Origin of the sequence: Diplocloster hominis (genome assembly GCF_032380655.1) — a bacterium.
GTDB classification, from domain to species: domain Bacteria; phylum Bacillota; class Clostridia; order Lachnospirales; family Lachnospiraceae; genus Diplocloster; species Diplocloster hominis.
Genome location: NZ_JAWDIY010000002.1, coordinates 45,168 through 63,991 on the forward strand (window position 1 = coordinate 45,168; position 18,824 = coordinate 63,991).

The window sequence follows — 18,824 nt, forward strand, 5'->3', positions numbered from 1 at the left end:
GGACATGTCCATTTCAGTTAGGGACATGTCCATTCCGGTTTGGTACAAGGAAATAAGACAAGGCAGGTGAACGAGTGGTGGAAAAAGTACTGGAAATGAAAGGCATCTACAAAGCATTTCCCGGTGTCGTGGCGGTAGACAAGGTGGATCTGGATCTGTACGGAGGCGAGGTTCTGGCGCTGATGGGCGAAAACGGTGCGGGAAAATCGACACTGATCAAGATCTTATCCGGTATGTATAAAGCGGACGAGGGAGAGATTATTGTCGGCGGGAAGTCTCACAAGGAATTTACCACGAAGGAAGCAATTGATTTAGGAATCGGAATTATTTATCAGGAATTGAATTATCTGAACGACCTGACGATCGCAGAGAATATATTACTGGGTCAGGTCCCGACCTCCGGCCCCCTAAAGAAGATCGATTACAAAAATATGTTTGAGAAGGCAAAAGGGATCATGGAGCGGGTCGGATTAGGGTATCGGAAACCCACGGATATGGTATCGGAATTATCCGTTGCGGAAAAGCAGCTCATTGAGATCGCGAGAGCATTTTCCAGAAACGTCAAAATATTGGTGATGGACGAACCGACATCCGCGCTTAATGAGGTGGAGACAAAGAAGCTGTTCGAACTGATCCGGGATATCAAAAAAGATGGTGTGGGCGTGATCTATATATCCCACCGTATGGAGGAGCTGTTCCAGATCGCGGACCGTGTGGAGATCATGCGGGATGGAAAATACATAACAACTCTGAATGTAAAAGAGACAAATACAGATGAGATCGTAGCTTACATGGTTGGAAGGGAAGTCAACGACATGTACCCGTCCAGGGATTGTAAGATCGGCGATGTGGCTTTTGAGGTAAGAGGGCTGTCTACTTCCTATTTAAAAGACATCAATCTCCAGGTCCGCGCGGGAGAAGTGGTAGGACTGTTCGGGCTGATGGGGGCAGGAAGATCCGAGGTATGCCGCTGTGTGGTAGGGTCGCAGAAAGCGGATGCGGGAACGCTGGTGATGAACGGGCAGGAATTCATGAATGCGACACCGCTGGAAGCGCTGAAACGCGGAATCTCCTATGTACCCGCGGAGCGAAAGACGGAAGGGGTCAACCTGGTGGCGCCGGTCCGGGACAATATCACATTGTCTAATCTGGATAAGATAAAAAGAAAAGGCAAACTGGATCTCAAATACGAAACACAGCTGGCGGAAGAATGGGTGAAAAAATTATCCGTAAAAACCCCGTCGGTGATGACAGAAGCCGGAACACTAAGCGGCGGTAACCAGCAGAAACTGGTTATAGCCAAAAGCCTGAATACGGACCCCAGTGTCATGATTCTGAACGAACCGACCAGAGGGATCGACGTAGGCGCCAAGGTAGAGATCTATAATCTGATCAATGAGCTGTGCTCCCAGAATAAAGCCGTAATCATGATTTCGTCGGAGCTTCCTGAGATTATGGCGCTGAGTGACCGCATTTACGTACTGTGTGAAGGAAAAATTACCGGAGAGGTCAGTAAGGGTGACTACTCACAGGAAGGCCTCTTAAAATATGCGATAGGAGAGTGTTAACCATGTCGAAAGTAAAAAATTTATTGAAAAACTCAAAGAGCGAACTCAGCACCGTCATTATGCTCATTGTGTTATGTATCATATTTGGAGTTCAGTCGGAGTATTTCTTTACTTTCCGAAATATCATGAACATCGGGACCTATGCTTCCATTATGGGTACCATGGCGGCCGGCCTTACCGTAGCTATGCTGCTGGGAGGCCTGGATGTATCCCAGTATTCCCTGGCGGCTATGGCCGGTATGATCATGGGTATGATGATTGAAGCGGGATTTTCCGTGCCCATTACCCTGATCGTAACCATTTTGGTTGGTATCCTGGGCGGCTGTATCAACGCGTTTATCATCACGATCATGAGGGTAAATCCCATCATCGCCACCATGGGAACCCAGTTCATCTTCCGCGGCGCGGCATTCCTGCTGACCGACGGCCGGTATATCCGGATTGACGATCCCGTGTATTATTTCATCGGCAACGGTAAGATCTTCGGAATCCCGTTCTGTCTGATGGTGATGCTGATCACCTACATCATTGTGTGGTACCTGCTGAAATACACCAAATACGGACGTCAGGTATTTGCAGTGGGCGGCAACATTCAGGTGGCGAAGCTGGCCGGTATCAACGCAAACCGGGTAAAATTCATTTCCCACATCATCGCCGGTGTGACTGCGGTCATGGGCGGTATCATCACCGTATGCCAGACATCCTCCGCTATGCCTAACCATGGCTACGGAAATGATATGGACGGCATCGCTGCTGTTATCTTAGGCGGTATCGGCCTGGCCGGAGGAAAAGGAAAAGTCGGCGGTACCCTGATCGGTATTCTGGTGCTGGCGGTTCTGGTCAACGGTATGACTCTTTTGAACGTGCAGGCTTACTGGCAGCAGGTGGTTAAGGGACTTGTATTGATATTCGCCGTATTTATCGATGCTCTGCGTTCATCCAAATCCAAGGCGTGAAAATAGTTTGCAAGACGGGAAAACGCACACATGGAGGGAAATATGAATGAAAACAGTGTTGTTTTGAAAGTTAAGAAAGCAATGTTATGTATGACGAGGCAATGCTGGGAACAGGGGATTACGGCGCAGGCGCTGTTGGAGACCGGGGATTATGAGCGGTTAAGCCTTCTGGTTCGGGATATGGTACTAAGACAGAGTGAGGACGGAAGGCTTTGTAATGTGGAAAATACACCCGCGGTCACGGATTCCACCTTCTGCGTACTGCCGGTACTGGAGATCGGCAGCCGGGAACAGCAGAGCAAGTACATAGAGGCAGTGGATAAAAATATGGATTATCTGCTGTATCATGCGCCCAGGACACCGGATGGCGTAATCTGCCATATGCTGGGAACCCAGGAGATCTGGGCAGATTCCGCGGCATTTACACCGGCCGCGCTGGCTCGTACCGGACATTACAGGGAAGCCTTTGAGCAGATGAAGGGTTATCTGAAAAAATTATATAACTGTGAAAAAAAACTCTATTATCATATATGGTGTGAGGACACCGGCGAATACCGCAGAAAAGTACTGTGGGGAATCGGCAACGGATGGATTCTGACAGGCCTGTACCGGCTTTATCTGGAACTTCCCGACAGCTGCCGGGAGGAAAAAAGGGAGATTTACCAGGACTTTAAAGAACTTCTGGATGAAATGCTGCTGTGGGAAAATGAAAATCATCTGTTCCACGATATTCTGGACCGGCCGGACTCCTTTGAGGAAACCGAAGTATCCGAGATGGTGGCCTATATTATCTACCGGGCGGTGCGGGAGGAGAATCTCCCTGTGGAATATCTGGACCGGGCGGATCAGATCCGGCAGGCGGTACTATATAAAGTTTCGGATCAGGGACTTTTGATGGACTGTGCCAGCTCTCCTGATTTCCTGTATCCCGGGACGTCTGTGGAAGGCCAGGCCCATTTTCTGATGATGGAACAGGCCCGCACCCAGATACTGGAGCGGACGCATATTCTGATAGCAGAGAAGATCTGCCATAGTTAAACAGCATTGTATGAAACCGGTATGATATTTCTTCAGGCATTTGTCCGGTAAACTTTGAAAATTCGAAGAAATATGTTAGTATTAGGATAAATGAAAATGAGGAAATATGGAGTTGATAATGTGAGTGCAAATTTGGATAAAACCGGGATGAAAAAGAAAAAAGCGACCATTCAGGATGTGGCGAGCCTGGCGCAGGTAGTACCGTCGACAGTATCTCATGTGATTAACGGGACGGCCCCGATCTCGGCGGAGACACAGGAGCGGGTGTGGGAAGCCATTGAACGGCTGAACTATTCACCCAACGCGCTGGCCAGGGCGCTGCGGCAGAAGAGAACTCGTCTGATCGGAGTGGTCCTTCAGGATATCTCCAGTGAATTTTACGCCCGGTGTGCGGCCAGCATATTGGAAGCGGCCCGGGAAGATAATTACGTGGTGCTCTTATGCGACGCATCCTTTAACAACGATAACGTGAGGGAAGGAGTCCATGCTCTGATCGAGCGGCGGGTGGACGGCCTGATCTTTATCGGCGGCGGGAACGATGATGATATTATAAAAGACTGCCTGGATGCCAATGTACCGGTGGTCTTAGGAGACAGGCATCACGGAGAGCTTCCGTCGGTGGAATTCGACAATGAGCAGTCGGTGAAGAACCTGGTATGCGCGCTGTACGACGCCGGATACCGGCGGTTCGCATATGCCGGAGAGCCGGTTACGGTTCAGGATAACCTGGAAGCCAGATACCGCGGTTATCTGGAAGGGCTGAAGCTTTGCCGGGTCAATGAAAAGGATTCTACGGCGATTCTGGACAATACGCTTCATCATTTAAAAGTACAGACTTCCTATACCCTGCTGGAAAAATTCCTGCATTCGATACCCCGGGAGGAATGGCCTCAGGTGGTGCTGACCTCCAACGACATGATCGCCCACGGTTTTATGAGTGCGGCCCGCAGAATGGGGATCAGTGTGCCGGAGGATATCGCAGTGGTGGGATTCGATGATATCACCGTGTCGGAATATTTTAATCCTTCTCTGACAACGGTATCTCAGGATGAAAAACTTTTGGGACGCAGCTGCTATCAGCTGTTCAAGAGTGTGATCAAGGGCAAGAAGCGGACGGCCCATGAGGTGCTGCCCCAGAAGATCGTGATCCGGGAATCAGCCTATATTCCGGAGGAAGTGATCCGGAATTATACGGAATAATAGGAACAAGAAAAATCAGATAGATTGTCAGGCCGTAAAATTGCGGCATTGGAGGGCATGGTTATGAAAGCATTATCGGTAGAAGAAAACGGTGCGCTTCACATCGTAGAGATAGAAAAACAGAAAATAAATGATTATCAGGTGTTAGTGAAGATGCTGGCCGGAGGAATTTGTAACGGTACCGATGCCAAAATCATTCATGGTAAGTTTAAAGGATTTCATACATATCCGGCCATTTTGGGCCATGAAGGTGTCGGCGAAGTGGTGGAGATGGGACGTTATGTAGAAAATTTTAAGCTGGGAGATCATGTGCTCTGCCCGTTCCAGGAGGGAATGAACGGACCTTACCATTCCGGATGGGGCGCATTTGCGGAATACGCGGTCTGCTGGGACTGGAAAGCGCTGGTAAAGAGCGGGGTCTCACAGGATTCCCCGGATTTTCCTGTGTCCGCGTATACCCAGAAGGTGATTCCGAAAACCATGGACCCGGTCCATGGTTCTATGATGATCACGTTCCGGGAAGTTTTGAGCGCTATGAAAACCTTTGCATTACAGCCTAATAAGAGCATTGTGATCTATGGCTGCGGACCGGTGGGGGCTTCCTTTACCAAGTTTGCGAAGATCCTGGGACTGGGGCCGATTATCGTGTGTGACCTGACCGAAGAACGGATGCAGAAAGCCAGGACTCTGGGAGCGGATGAAACCTTCTGCAGTACCGATCCGGAATTACTCCAAAAGATCCGTAAGATCTGCCCTCAGGGTGTGGATTATGTGGTGGATGCGGTAGGCCGCAGCCAGATCATTAATCAGGCCATGAATCTGGTGACTTTTAACGGTAAGATCTGTGTCTACGGAATCTCTCCTAATAATTCGATGGAGCTGGATTGGACGAATTCAGAGTATAACTGGCAGCTGCAGTTCGTTCAGTGGCCCACCAAATGGGAAGAGGCACAGGCACATCAACAGGTGATGAACTGGATCCAGACCGGGATCCTGAATCCGGAGGAATTTTATTCTCATGTGGTACCCTTTGAAAAGATCCTGGATGGATTTGCGATGACTGCGAACCAGGAGGCGTTTAAGGTTATGGTTACTTTCTGACGGGGCTGCAGGGAGATAGGAGGGCCGGCGGGAAATAGGACGGGCCGAGGGGGGCCAGGGCTGTATGCGGCGAAAAACTTCGGAGCGGACTAAGAGCTCTGCGGGTGACGGGAAAAGAATCCCTTATTACATTTTTCTACGCCAACTCGCTTCGCTCAGACAGGCTCCGAAAAACGGGGATTCTTTTCCCGTCACCCGCAGAGCTCTAAGCCCGCTCCTCAATGTTTTTCGCCGCATACAGCCCTGGCCCCCCTCGGCCCGCCCTATTTCCCGCCTGCTTTGGTACCGGCAGAGTGGGAAGGGGCGAAAGTAGGATGATGGTTCTGGCGTTGTGTGGGCTGTGGAAGGGAATAGCGATTGATGATAAGAGCTTCTTTATTGCTTTTTGGGGTGGCATGATGGAGGAATTGTGATTCAGTGAGAGTTGTGGAAGGAGTGGTGAGGGATGCGGGAATATATATTGGCCCATGATCTGGGAACCAGCGGGAATAAGGCTACGCTGTATGACCTGGAGGGAAGGCTGGCGGCCAGTTTAACGGTTCCTTATGAGACACAGACGCCGGAGAACGGATTCGTGGAACAGGATCCGGGGGAATGGTGGAAGGCAGTCTGCGGATCGGGGAAGGAGCTGATGGAACGAGCGGGTATCGGGGGAGAACAGGTGGCCTGCGTGACATTCAGCGGACAGATGATGGGATGCGTGCTGGTGGATGAGGAAGGCAGGCATCTGCATCCGGCTTTGATCTGGGCGGATACCCGGGCGGATGGACTTATGGCTTCGGTGGAGGAGCAGGTGGACGGCCGTGAGGCTTACCGGATCACGGGACACCGGCTCAGCGCGTCTTATTCTGCGGCTAAATGCCGGTGGATCAGGGACAGAAGACCCAAGGTCTATGAGAAAGCGTTTAAACTGCTCAATGCGAAGGATTATGTGATCTGCAGGCTGACCGGGAAGTTCGCTACGGATTATTCGGACGCTTCGGGAACGAACCTGCTGGATCTGGAGAAAAAAGAATGGTCCCGGCGGATGGTGGATGCGTATGGCTTGCGGATGGATCTGCTGCCGGAGCTTTATAAGTCTACACACCAGATCGGGGGAATCACGAAGGAGGCTGCGGCGCAGACCGGGCTGCTGGAAGGGACTCCGGTGATCATGGGCGGCGGAGATGGCAGCTGTGCGGCGGCAGGCGCAGGCGCGGTGGAAGAGGGCCGGATGTATAATGTGCTGGGGTCCTCGTCCTGGATTTCCAATGCTACGAAGGTTCCGGTATTTGACGGGGAGATGCGGACTTTTAACTGGGCAGCGCTGGATGAGAACCTATATACGCCCTGTGGGACCATGCAGGCCGCGGGATATTCGTTTCAGTGGATGATGAGGACTCTTTGTGATTATGAAAAGGATTTCGCTGAGAGGGAAGGGCGGAAACTTCCGGAATATCTGAATGAGCGGGCGGCGGCCCGGCCGGCCGGGGCGAACCGTTTGCTGTTTCTTCCCTATTTACTGGGGGAGAGAAGTCCGAGATGGAATCTGGACGCGAGAGGGACTTTTATCGGATTAGGTGCGATTCATACGAAAGATGATATGATCCGCTCCGTTATGGAAGGTGTGGGTTATAATCTGAAGGTGATTCTGGATATCTTAGAGAGGAATCTTCCGACGGGCGAACTGACGCTGATCGGCGGCGGAGCTTCCAGTACCGTATGGGCACAGATGCTGGCGGACATCTGGCAGAAGCGGATTCTGATTCCCAGATATGTGGAGGAGGCGACCTCCATGGGGGCAGCCGTATGCGCAGGAGTGGGGATCGGCGCGTTTCCGGATTTCAGAGTGATCCATACACTGAATCCGGTGGAGCGGGTGATTGAACCACAGCCGGAGAATTATGAGATTTATGAGAAGATGTACCGTCTGTTCAATGAGGCGTATGCTGCGCTGGAACAGGTTTATCATCAATTGAACCGCATATGAATTTGAAAATAGAAAAAGCTTTGTAATCCGTAATGGGATAAAGAGAAAAAAGGATCTGGATAAGGAGAGAAAAGGATGAGTGACAAAAATTTGACCTGGCAGCAGTTGGCGAACATGATCGATCATACGAATCTGAAACAGTATGTGCCAAATGAGGCGTTTGTGAAGCTGTGTGATGAGGCGAAGCAATACAATTTTAAAACTGTGGCGATTAATTGTGCGACGACAGAAATCTGCTACGGACAGCTGAAGGATTCGCCGGTACTGGTGGACAGCGCCGTAGGTTTCCCTCTTGGGCAGTCCACGATGGAAACGAAAGTATTCGAGACGGAGGATGCGATCCGCAAAGGGGCCGGTGAGATCGATTATGTGGCGAATCTGGTGGAACTTAAGAATAAGAATTATGACTACCTCCGCAGAGAAATGGACGGGATCGTTAAGATATGCCGGAAATATCAGGTGACATCGAAAGTGATCTTCGAGAACTGCTATCTGACGGAGGAGGAAATCGTTAAGATGGCTGAGATCGCCTTGGAGATCGGAATTGATTTTATTAAAACTTCCACGGGCTTCGGCGAGTACGGGGCTAAAGTGGAGCATGTTCGTCTGATGAAGTCCGTGGCCGGAGACAAATTAAAGGTGAAGGCAGCCGGCGGTATCCGGGACGTACAGACGGCGCTGGCTATGATCGATGCCGGTGCTTCCAGAATCGGAACCAGTTCCGGTATCCGGATTGTGGAAGATTATAAGAAAATGACGGAGGAGTGAGTATAGATGATCGCGGGAAACCGTTATGAAACGATGTCTTATGTAAAATGCGGTGACAGCGGCCTGTATCTGCCGAAGCTTTGTCTGGGTATCTGGAACAATTTCGGGAAAGCTTACCCGTACGAGAACAGCAGGGAAATGATTCTGACCGCTTTTAATCTGGGTATTAATCATATCGATGCGGCTAATAACTACGGGCCTCCTCCGGGAAGCGCGGAGGAAGTGCTGGGAGAGGTACTGAAGCGGGACCTGAAGGGGTACCGGGATGAGCTGGTGATTACCACGAAGGCCGGATATGAGATGTGGGACGGCCCTTACGGAAACTGGGGCTCCAGAAAATCCCTGATGGCCAGCCTGGATCAGAGTCTGAGACGGATGCAGTTAGACTATGTGGACATCTTTTATCATCACAGGCGGGATGAGAATACTCCGTTAGAAGAGACGATGGGCGCGCTGGCCGATATTGTCCGGCAGGGGAAAGCGCTGTATGTGGGAGTCAGTAATTATAATGCGGAGGATACAAGGAAAGCTTCCCGGATGCTTAAGGATATGGGCGTAAAACTGCTGATCCATCAGCCCAGGTATAATATGTTCTGCCGTATTCCGGAGGAAGGCCTCTTCGATGTGCTGAAACAGGAAGGAATCGGTTCCGTGGCGTTCTGCCCGCTGGAGCAGGGGTTACTGACCACCAAATATATCGCCGGGATTCCCAAAGGGTCCAGGGCTGACAATCAGAACTGCCCGTTCTTAAATGGCGCGGATATCACTCCTGAGGTTCTGGATAAGGTCATACGGTTAAATGAGATGGCAAAGGAACGCGGCCAGTCTCTGCCGCAGATGGCTTTGGCCTGGGATGTCAGGGAGGGCGGAGTCACATCCGTATTGTTAGGCGCCAGCCGTAAGGAACAGATTATCGAAAATGTGAAAATGCTGGAGAACCAGAAATTTACCGCTGATGAACTGGCCAGAATCGATGCGATTCTGGGATAGGGTTCGGCAGAATGGTTCTGTGAATAAGACTGGAAAGAAGGAGCGAAATGAAATCGGTTAAGGTAAAATCTTTGACACTAGAGAGCTTCTATAAATTTGGAAGCTATGCAAAAGTTCTGAATCCTGACACGCCTCATCTGGGCACGGAGGAAGATCCCGTTTGTTTTTACCGGGATATTATGCAGATCCAGGCCGGGGGACAGGTCTCGATCTCTGCAGGGGTGGCGCTTCCAGGAGAGAAGAAAGTTAAGATCATGGAATACCATACCCATACAGGAGAGGCTTTCATGATGCTCGACGGGGATGTGGTGATGGCTTTTGCACCGGCTTCGGCGGATGAACAGATCCCGCTTAATGAACTGGAGGCGTTCTACATCCCCAGTGGCGTAATGATCTGGATTCGGGCGGGAGTATGGCATTATGCGCAGATGCCGGTGGGGGATAAACCGGTGACTTCGATCGTGCTGCTGCCGGAACGGACTTATTTTAATGACTGCCATAAGGTGGAGATCCCGGAAGAAGAGCATCGGATTCTGGAATTATAAAAGAACAGAATGAACGGGATAATTTTTGATATCAAAGAGTTTGCTGTATTTGACGGGCCAGGGATACGTACCACTGTTTTTTTCAAAGGCTGTCCGCTTCAGTGTATGTGGTGCCATAATCCGGAGGGCATGAGCTTTGCACCGGAGCTGATGACCAGTCCGAACGGCTGCCTGCATTGCAAACGGTGTACACAGGTATGCCCTTCTCCTTCAAAATGCCAGGTTTGTGGTAAATGCATCGAAGTCTGCCCCATGCGTCTTCGGAAAATCTGCGGCACGGCGGTGACTCCCCGGGAACTGGCCGGCCGGCTTCTGAAAGACCGGGATTTCCTTGTGAAAAATGAAGGCGGTGTGACTTTCTCCGGCGGGGAACCATTTGCCCAGCCGGAATTTTTGGAAGCATGTATCCGTGAGTTAAACGGTCTGCATACCTGTGTGGAAACCAGTGGATTTTGTGAAGGGGAACGGTTCAAAAGGATCGTCGGGCTGCTGCAGTTTGTAATCATGGATATCAAGCTGGTGGACGATGAAAGGCACCGCTATTATACCGGTGTCAGCAACCGGAAGATTCTGGCTAATCTGGAACAGCTTAAATCAGGAAATACCCCGTATATGATCCGGGTCCCATTGATACCCGGAGTCAATGATACGGAGAAAAATATGGAGCAGACAGCCGCTCTGCTTACGAATGCCGGGCCGCTGGTCAGGGTGGAACTGCTCCCCTATCATAAGACAGCGGGTGCAAAATACGGCATGGTGGGAAAAGTCTATCAGCCCGGGTTCCAGACGGAACAGAGGCCAATATGTCATACCGGCCCATTTGAAAAAAGAGGGATTCCCTATAAAATCATGTGACAGGGTATGGCTAGATGCCAGCCCATGGCTAGATGCCAATCCATGGACAGGAAATAGTAAGTTACCATGACATCAGGCAGTCAGAAGGAAGAAAGGAGGTACTTTATGACAGAAAATATCAGGAAGCAGCTGGATTATTTTATACGGAACAAGGAACATCACGCATTCCGCCGGCAGGAGGAAGATCCGTTCCGGCTGGCCGGGGAATTTGAAAAGGAAGGTTATTCAGATCTGGAGCGGGTAGTACGGCGTTTTTCCTATGTACTGGAAAAGGAGCAGCCGGTAGTCTATCCCTGGGAACGGATCGCGATGATCCGTACGGTAGTGACGCTGCCGGAAATACACACTCCGAAAGAACAGGAAACGATTGGCAGGGAGCACTATATTCACGAGCAGGGGAAAGTCTGCAATATCAACCCCTGCTATGCTGAGGTGATTGGAACTGGTCTCTTAAAAAAACAGGAAGAAATTCGGTCTGAAATGAAAAAAAGGGAGGCAGCCAAAGAACGAAAGGAGCGGGAGGAGTATACCTATCTGGAAGCAATGCTCTGCATGACGGACGAGATGCTCTCATTTGCCCGCCGTTACCGGGAGGCGGCAGAGAAAGCCGGGAACTTAAAAGTTGCAGAGACTTTCCGCAGAATTCCGGCACAGGCGGCACAAAGCTTTGAGGAAGCACTTCAGTTCTTCCGGTTTCTTCACTACTGTCTGTGGTGCACCTTTAATTACCATAATACGATCGGAAGGTTTGACCAATATATGTATCCGTATTTGGAGAGAGATCTGGCGAACGGGATTCTCACCAAGGAGGAGGCATTTGAACTGCTGGAGGAGTTCTTCATCAGTTTTAACCGGGACAGCGATCTGTACACCGGAATGCAGCAGGGGGACAATGGACAGAGTATGGTGCTGGGCGGCTGTGCCCAGGACGGGAGCGACTGCTATAATCTCCTGTCAGATCTGTGTATGGACGCCAGCCTGGAATTAAAGCTGATCGATCCGAAGATTAATCTGAGGGTGCATAAGAATACGCCGCTTAGCTTATATGAAAAGGGAACCCGGATGACTAAACAGGGGCTGGGCTTTCCCCAGTATTCCAACGATGACGTGGTCATACCGGCCCTTCTGCGCTGGGGATATGAACCGGAGGACGCATATCAGTATGTGGTGGCAGCCTGCTGGGAATTCATCATACCCGGGAAAGGTATGGATATTCCCAATATCGACGGCCTCTCCTTTGCTGATATAGTAGTAAAATCCCTGTCTCACCTGACGGACTGCACGAAGTTTGAAGACTTCATGCAGGTGGTGCATGGGAAGATCCGGGCACAGTGTGCGCAGATGGTTTCAAAATATAAAAACCTGTATCTGGAGCCGTCTCCGGTGATGTCTTTGATGATGGAAGGATGTATTTCACAGGCGAAGGATATTTCCCTGGGAAATAAATATAACAATTTCGGTATCCATGGCAGCGGCCTGTCGACCGCAGTGGATTCCCTGGCTGCTGTAAAACGGTTTGTCTACGACGAACAGAGTGTGGAAAAACAGGAGCTGCTGGATGCATTGGCGCAGGATTACAAAGGCCACGAGCGATTACTGAACCGGCTGCGCTATGAAGGACCCAAGATGGGAAATGATGAGGAAGATCCCGATCAAATCGCTGCCCGCCTGCTGTCCTGGTTTGCCGGGGCGCTGGAAGGCTTTACCAATGAGCGGGGCGGTATCTATCGGGCAGGAACCGGGTCCGCCATGTATTATATCTGGCAGTCGGAGAATCTTCCGGCTACCCCGGATGGACGCCGGGCGGGGGAGGCGTTCGCCTGTAACTATTCTCCGAGCCTGTTCTGCCGGCTGAAGGGGCCGGTGTCCCTGGTCAAATCCTTCAGCAAACCGGATCTGAAGCTGACGGCCAACGGCGGCCCCCTGACCATCGAACTGCACGATACCGTATTCAAGAACGGGGAGAGCATCCGGAAAGTAGCCATGCTGGTCAAATCCTTCCTGGATATGGGCGGGCATCAGATGCAGATCAACGCGGTGAACAAGGATACGCTGCTGGATGCGAAAAAACATCCAAAGGATTACCAGAACCTGATCGTTCGGGTCTGGGGCTGGAGCGGATATTTTGTGGAACTGGATGAAGTGTATCAGGATCATATCATAGAACGGATGGAATTGACATTATGAGACTGGGCGGAGCGATATTTAAACCATACACCAACGGGTACGAATGGGCTGTGAGAGTCCGGGAAAAAGGGTACCGGGCCGCGATCTGCCCGCTGGAAGCTGACGCCCCGGATGCTGTGATCGGGGAATATAAAAAAGCAGCGGCAGAGGCGGATATCGTCATCGGTGAAGTAGGGGTCTGGAATAACCCGCTGCATCCGGACCCGCATACCAGAAAAGAAGCGGTTGAATTTGCCAAAAGGCAGCTGCTGCTGGCGGAGAAAATCGAAGCCAGATGCTGTGTAAATATCACGGGCACCTATAACCCGGATGTATGGTATGGGCCTCATCCGGAGAACTTTACCAGGAAGGCCTTTGATGAAATCGTGCGGACCACACGGGAAATTATCGACGCGGTAGGACCGGTTAAGACGTTCTATACCTTCGAGCCTTCCGCCTGGCTTTACCCGGACAGTATCGAAACTTACCTGGAGCTGCTGGACGCGGTGAACCGCCCGGCGCTGGCCGTGCACTGGGATCCTGTCAATATGATGTACAGCCCCAGGAATTACTACCGAAATGCCGGGTTCCTGGCAGAATGTGTACAGAAGCTGGGGCCTTATATCAAGAGCTGTCATATAAAAGACCTGTATATGGATGAGCGGTTTACCCTTTATGTGGAGGAGCGGATGTCCGGTGATGGGATACTGGATTATCCGGCGTTGATTCGGGAACTGGACCGGCTGGACCCGGATATGCCTGCTTTTGTAGAGCACATGGAGACAGAAGAGGAATATGACCGGGCCAGCGCTTATGTAAAAGCAGTGATGGCACAGGTGGCGGAAGAGAGTGAGATTATTCCATAAACATGTAAGTTAAGTTCCTAAAGGAGGTAATTTTAATTATGAAGCAACCTAAATTATTTACAATCCTGCCTGACTATGTGTGTACACCCGACGGCATGGAGATCGACCGGGAAGGGAATCTGATCCTGTCCTGCCCCAACTATGCGGATGACAGTTTTAAGGGCTGCGTGGTGAAGATTGACAAAGACAAAAACATTACCAAATGGTTTGACGTACCGGTTCATCCTGAGACCGGAATCGCCCGGAATATGGGAATCGCCTTTGATGCGGACTATAACCTGTATGTCTGTGATAATCAGGGATGGTCGGGAAAAGAAGAGCTGGCATTCAAAGGCCGGGTATTAAAACTGATCGTCGATCAGGATGGTGTGAAAAGCTGGAAGGTAGTGGCGGACGGGATGGAACATCCCAACGGCATCCGGATTCGGGGCAATTATATGTATGTTACCCAAAGCCTGTTAAGTAAGGTGGAGGACAGAAGCGGCCATCTGGTCAGCTGTGTGTACCGCTTTGGCCTGGATGAAGAAAATATCCACATTACCAATACCCTGGAAGATGCTCATATTTTCACCACCTTTGTGACGGACAATGAAGACTGTCAGTACGGCGCGGACGGTATCGTATTCGGAAAAGATGGAAATCTGTATGTGGGTAACTTCGGTGACGGTGCCGTACACCGGATTACATTTGCTCCGGACGGCTCAGCCGCTTCTAACGAAGTATTCGCTAAAGATCCGGAAAATCTGACCTCCACCGACGGGATGGTCTGCGATGAGGAAGGAAACATATATATCGCTGATTTCTCCGCCAATGCCATCGCCAAGGTATATCCGGACGGACGTGTGGAGCGCATCGCCCAGAGCCCGGACTGCGACGGACTGGACGGCGGTCTGGATCAGCCGGGAGAGCCGATCATCTGGGAAGGCCGGATCGTGGCGTCCTGTTTTGATCTGGTAACCGATGAGGGAAAGGTAAATACGCAGCATGAGATGCCTGCGACAATGTCAGAACTGGATTTAGACTGACAGATCGAATTTCAAACTTGATAACGTCAGGAACGGATTAAAATGGATGCCAGTATCAGAACTGGTTCCTAACTGATTAGACTTGCGATAGGATTGATAGCATGAACATAAAACAATCGGAGAAGTTCAGTTACGGCCTGGGGGACTTCGCCAGCAATGGCCTGTTTCTATTTGTTTCTTCCTATTTAATGTACTATTTTTCCGATGTTGCCTGCCTGGATCTGACTGTGATCAGCCGGATCCTCATAGCCGGCCGTATCGTAGATGCGGTGGCAAGCCTGCTGATGGGATTCGTCGTAGACCGGACCCGATCCCCTATGGGACGCTGCCGGCCATATCTCCTGTTCGGGATATGGCCCGTCAGTGTTCTTTTCGTGCTGCTTTTCGGAATGCCGGAGCTGTCCGCCAGCCTTGGGGGGCTCTACGGAGGAACGCTGTATGTGGCATTCTGTCTGGTATACGCGGTGATGAATGTCCCCTTTTCGACGCTCATGTCATTGATGACAGCGGATGCCAGGGAGCGGGTGCAATTCAATAAATACAAGTGCCTGGGTTCCAATATAGGAGGGGTATTTGTCACCGGCACCACGATGCTGTTCGTAACCCACCTGGCCGGAAACCAGCGCCAGGGATTTTTGCGTACCGCTCTGCTGTTCGCTGCCCTGTTTACCGTTTTTATGCTGGTCTGCTTTTTCAACACGAAAGAACGGATACGGCCTGACGGACCGGAAAATAATCCAGACATCCGAAAGGCACTGAGCTCCCTCAAAAAAAATAAACCGTGGCTGTTATACTGCGCCATCCAGTTCTGTCAGCTGACTTTTATGATGATCCGGCAGGAAGCCACTGTCTACTATGCCAAATATTATCTGGGCCGGACCGAGCTAAGCTCCGCCCTTCTTACTTTTACGCCGATCGCCGCCGTCCTGTCCGCTTTTCTCATGCCCTATGCCAAAAGAAAGTGGGGTGCCCGCACGTGTGTCCTGTTCGGCAACGGGCTGAGTTTCCTATCGATCCTATGCACTGCCCTGTGCCGCCAGAACTGGCTGGGCAATCTGACCTTCTGCCTTCTGTCCGCGTTGGGCTTTTCCATCGGTACAGGTCTGGTATTCGTCATTCTGACCGATACCATAGACTATGGAGAGCGCCTTACCGGCCAGCGGCCTCAGGGCATCATGACTTCTATCCTGTCCTTTGTCCAGAAGATGGGGATGGCCGTTTCGGGTATTGTCTGCACCCAGATTCTGTCTTTTGCCGGATATGTTCCGGATGCGGCGCCTTCAGGGGAGGTGCTGACTGCGATCCAGGTGATATTTTTGCTTATTCCGGGGGGACTGGCTTTGGCGGGAGTGATTTTGGCATGGTTGTATCCGCTGAGGGATTGAAGCGGGGCTGGAACATGGGAGGGGCCTGTCCCCGGACGTTGGCTTGAGATCGTCCGGCATCCGGGGACAGCCCCCTCCCAAACACCCAAACGGCCGTAAATTTGACAAAATTTATTACATGTGTTAAGATAGCAAAAATAGGGAATGAGGTTCTCCCTTGGCAATAAGCCTAAACCGCTATAAGCTGATGACTTCTGTGATGACACAGGAGATTATCAGTTTTTTTGTTGTCAATAAGGAAGGGCAGTAGAAATTACCTGTTGGGAACGAATCTACTTTTGAATGTAGAAGGCCGATAACTTCTGTGGTGACGGAAGGGATCGGCCTTTTGTATTGGGTAGCGGATCAGACAGCGAAATAAATGATTTCATAACTTTAAACTAGGAGGATTCATTATGTTATTTAGTTTAGCTTTAATTTTTTTGTGCGGCCTTTTACTGGGGTCTGTTTTTGAAAAATTGAAATTGCCCAGATTGCTGGGAATGCTGTTGGTGGGTATCCTGCTGGGCCCCCATGTACTCGATCTGTTGGATGGATCTATTCTTTCCATTTCCCCGGAAGTGAGGGAAATAGCCCTGATTATAATATTGGTGAAGGCCGGGCTTTCTTTGGACATCAATGACTTAAAAAAGGTGGGCCGTCCGGCAGTTATGATGTGCTTTGTTCCTGCCACCCTGGAAATTATCGCTTTTCTGATTTTCGGCCCGGCGCTTCTACATATCTCGCTTCTGGAGGCGGGGATTATCGGAGCAGTTATGGGGGCGGTATCCCCGGCGGTGATTGTTCCGAAAATGTCGAAAATGATAGACGAGGGATGGGGAACGGACAAAGGAATCCCCCAGATGATTATCGCCGGTTCTTCTGCCGACGATGTATATGTAATAGTGATCTTTACCGCTCTCGTATCTCTGGCCGGGGGCGGCAGCGCCTCTATTATGGATTTTGTCCAGATACCGATATCGATTATACTTGGGATCGCGCTGGGCGTAATAACCGGACTGGTATTAGTAAAGTTGTTCCGGAGTTTTCATATGCGGGATTCTGTCAAGGTTCTGATTATCCTGAGCGTCTCATTTTTATTCGTAACCTTAGAAAACCTGCTGGAACATATCGTCTCCGTCTCCGGTCTCCTGGCTGTTATGAGCATGGGTATGATGATCTATAACCGTTACGACCTATTGGCCAAACGCATATCCGGTAAATTCTCCAAACTCTGGGTTGCTGCCGAAATAATCCTCTTCGTTTTGGTAGGCGCTACGGTGGATATCCAATATGCGGCAAAAGCCGGGGTGATGGTGGTCGTCATGCTATTGATCGGGCTGGCCTTCCGGCTGTTCGGCACCTGGCTATGTATAATCAAAACCCCGCTGAACCGAAAAGAACGCCTTTTCTGCCTGTTGTCGCAGCTGCCGAAAGCGACCGTGCAGGCCGCCATCGGAGGTGTCCCGCTGGCCAAAGGACTCGCCTGCGGCAATATTGTATTAATAGTCGCGGTAGTTTCGATCCTCCTATCGGCCCCCATAGGAGCATTTATGATAGACAAGACCTATAAAAAATTCCTGAACGGTCCCTTGGCATCTTAGCCCAACCCCTGCAAATACAGTTGCTTTTACAAGAACGTTGGTATATAATGCTCTTGTTAAAAACAAAAGATTCTTTGAGAGGAAATGGTGGAAAGCGGAATGAAAAAAACGGATTTACTCTATGAGGGCAAGGCAAAAAAAGTGTACTGCACGGATGTTTCCGATGTGCTGATCGTGGATTATAAGGACGATGCAACTGCTTTTAACGGGGAAAAGAAGGGGACGATTGTCGGAAAAGGTGTGGTAAATAACCGAATGACAAACCATGTTTTTCAGATTCTGGAAAAAGAGGGAGTACCCACTCATTTTATTGAAGAATTAAGCGACCGGGAGACAGCGGTTAAAAAAGTGGAGATCGTGCCGCTGGAAGTTATTGTAAGAAATGTGGCAGCCGGCAGCTTTTCCAAAAAGCTGGGAATCGAAGAAGGCACCAGGCTTCTGGCACCTACTCTTGAATTCAGCTACAAGAATGACGAGCTGGGCGATCCTATGATTAATGATTTTTATGCCATTGCGATCGGTGCGGCGACCAGGGAAGAGATCGACCGGATCACTGAGCTGGTTTTCAAAGTAAATGAGGTATTGATAGATTATTTTGCCAAAGCTGATATCGAGCTGATTGACTTCAAAGTAGAATTCGGTAGATATAAAGGAGAAATCATTCTTGCAGATGAAATTTCACCGGATACCTGTAGACTCTGGGATGCGAAGACTCATGAGAAATTGGACAAGGACCGTTTCCGCCGGGATCTTGGAAATGTGGAAGAAGCTTATGAGGAAGTGTTCCGCCGGTTAGGACTGTAAGGAGA

At 50.4% G+C, this 18,824-nt stretch carries 16 protein-coding genes and 1 riboswitch; all 16 genes read left to right on the top strand.

Translation table 11 applies throughout. From position 1 onward, the window contains the following. Positions 1 to 77: 77 nt before the first annotated feature. The 16 genes from ABC831_RS02010 (at position 78) to purC (ending at position 18,819) form a co-directional block, all read left to right on the top strand. Entirely contained in the window at positions 78 to 1,568 is a 1,491-nt protein-coding gene (locus ABC831_RS02010; RefSeq protein ID WP_343246624.1) for a sugar ABC transporter ATP-binding protein, read from the top strand. Between the two features lie 2 nt (positions 1,569 to 1,570). Beyond that, positions 1,571 to 2,524, top strand: a complete 954-nt coding sequence (locus tag ABC831_RS02015) for an ABC transporter permease (protein WP_343246625.1) — start codon at positions 1,571 to 1,573, stop codon at positions 2,522 to 2,524. Positions 2,525 to 2,566: 42 nt separating this feature from the next. After that, positions 2,567 to 3,562 (top strand): glycoside hydrolase family 88 protein, encoded by a 996-nt coding sequence (locus ABC831_RS02020; RefSeq protein WP_343246626.1) that lies wholly within the window; start codon positions 2,567 to 2,569, stop codon positions 3,560 to 3,562. Positions 3,563 to 3,709: 147 nt separating this feature from the next. After that, a complete protein-coding gene (locus ABC831_RS02025) occupies positions 3,710 to 4,762 on the top strand; it encodes a LacI family DNA-binding transcriptional regulator (protein ID WP_343246627.1) in 1,053 nt (350 codons plus the stop codon). A 63-nt stretch (positions 4,763 to 4,825) separates the two neighbouring features. Continuing rightward, a complete protein-coding gene (locus ABC831_RS02030; protein ID WP_343246628.1) occupies positions 4,826 to 5,863 on the top strand; it encodes a zinc-dependent alcohol dehydrogenase in 1,038 nt (345 codons plus the stop codon). A 445-nt stretch (positions 5,864 to 6,308) separates the two neighbouring features. Then, on the top strand, positions 6,309 to 7,832 hold the full coding sequence (locus tag ABC831_RS02035; protein ID WP_343246629.1) for a xylulokinase: 1,524 nt from the start codon (positions 6,309 to 6,311) through the stop codon (positions 7,830 to 7,832). A gap of 75 nt (positions 7,833 to 7,907) precedes the next feature. Then, positions 7,908 to 8,600 (top strand): deoxyribose-phosphate aldolase, encoded by a 693-nt coding sequence (gene deoC, locus ABC831_RS02040; RefSeq protein WP_343246630.1) that lies wholly within the window; start codon positions 7,908 to 7,910, stop codon positions 8,598 to 8,600. A gap of 6 nt (positions 8,601 to 8,606) precedes the next feature. Then, positions 8,607 to 9,590: an aldo/keto reductase gene (locus ABC831_RS02045; RefSeq protein WP_343246631.1), complete on the top strand. Its 984-nt coding sequence runs from the start codon at positions 8,607 to 8,609 to the stop codon at positions 9,588 to 9,590. Positions 9,591 to 9,637: 47 nt separating this feature from the next. After that, entirely contained in the window at positions 9,638 to 10,135 is a 498-nt protein-coding gene (locus ABC831_RS02050; protein ID WP_343246632.1) for an ureidoglycolate lyase, read from the top strand. 9 nt (positions 10,136 to 10,144) lie between these two features. Continuing rightward, positions 10,145 to 10,990, top strand: a complete 846-nt coding sequence (locus ABC831_RS02055) for a glycyl-radical enzyme activating protein (RefSeq protein ID WP_343246633.1) — start codon at positions 10,145 to 10,147, stop codon at positions 10,988 to 10,990. Between the two features lie 105 nt (positions 10,991 to 11,095). Next, positions 11,096 to 13,177, top strand: a complete 2,082-nt coding sequence (locus ABC831_RS02060; protein WP_343246634.1) for a pyruvate formate lyase family protein — start codon at positions 11,096 to 11,098, stop codon at positions 13,175 to 13,177. Continuing rightward, positions 13,174 to 14,022: a sugar phosphate isomerase/epimerase family protein gene (locus tag ABC831_RS02065; protein WP_343246635.1), complete on the top strand. Its 849-nt coding sequence runs from the start codon at positions 13,174 to 13,176 to the stop codon at positions 14,020 to 14,022. Before ABC831_RS02060 ends, ABC831_RS02065 begins: the two co-directional genes overlap by 4 nt. 38 nt (positions 14,023 to 14,060) lie before the next feature. Beyond that, complete coding sequence (locus tag ABC831_RS02070; protein ID WP_343246636.1) at positions 14,061 to 15,047, top strand: SMP-30/gluconolactonase/LRE family protein; 987 nt, start codon at positions 14,061 to 14,063, stop codon at positions 15,045 to 15,047. A gap of 101 nt (positions 15,048 to 15,148) precedes the next feature. Next, positions 15,149 to 16,432 (top strand): MFS transporter, encoded by a 1,284-nt coding sequence (locus tag ABC831_RS02075; RefSeq protein ID WP_343246637.1) that lies wholly within the window; start codon positions 15,149 to 15,151, stop codon positions 16,430 to 16,432. 131 nt (positions 16,433 to 16,563) lie between these two features. Next, positions 16,564 to 16,636, top strand: a riboswitch (Fluoride riboswitch). A gap of 191 nt (positions 16,637 to 16,827) precedes the next feature. Continuing rightward, complete coding sequence (locus ABC831_RS02080; RefSeq protein ID WP_343246638.1) at positions 16,828 to 18,015, top strand: cation:proton antiporter; 1,188 nt, start codon at positions 16,828 to 16,830, stop codon at positions 18,013 to 18,015. Positions 18,016 to 18,114: 99 nt separating this feature from the next. Further along, positions 18,115 to 18,819 carry a phosphoribosylaminoimidazolesuccinocarboxamide synthase gene (purC, locus tag ABC831_RS02085; RefSeq protein ID WP_343246639.1) on the top strand — a complete coding sequence of 235 codons (705 nt, stop codon included), beginning with the start codon at positions 18,115 to 18,117 and terminating at the stop codon, positions 18,817 to 18,819. Positions 18,820 to 18,824: the final 5 nt, after the last annotated feature.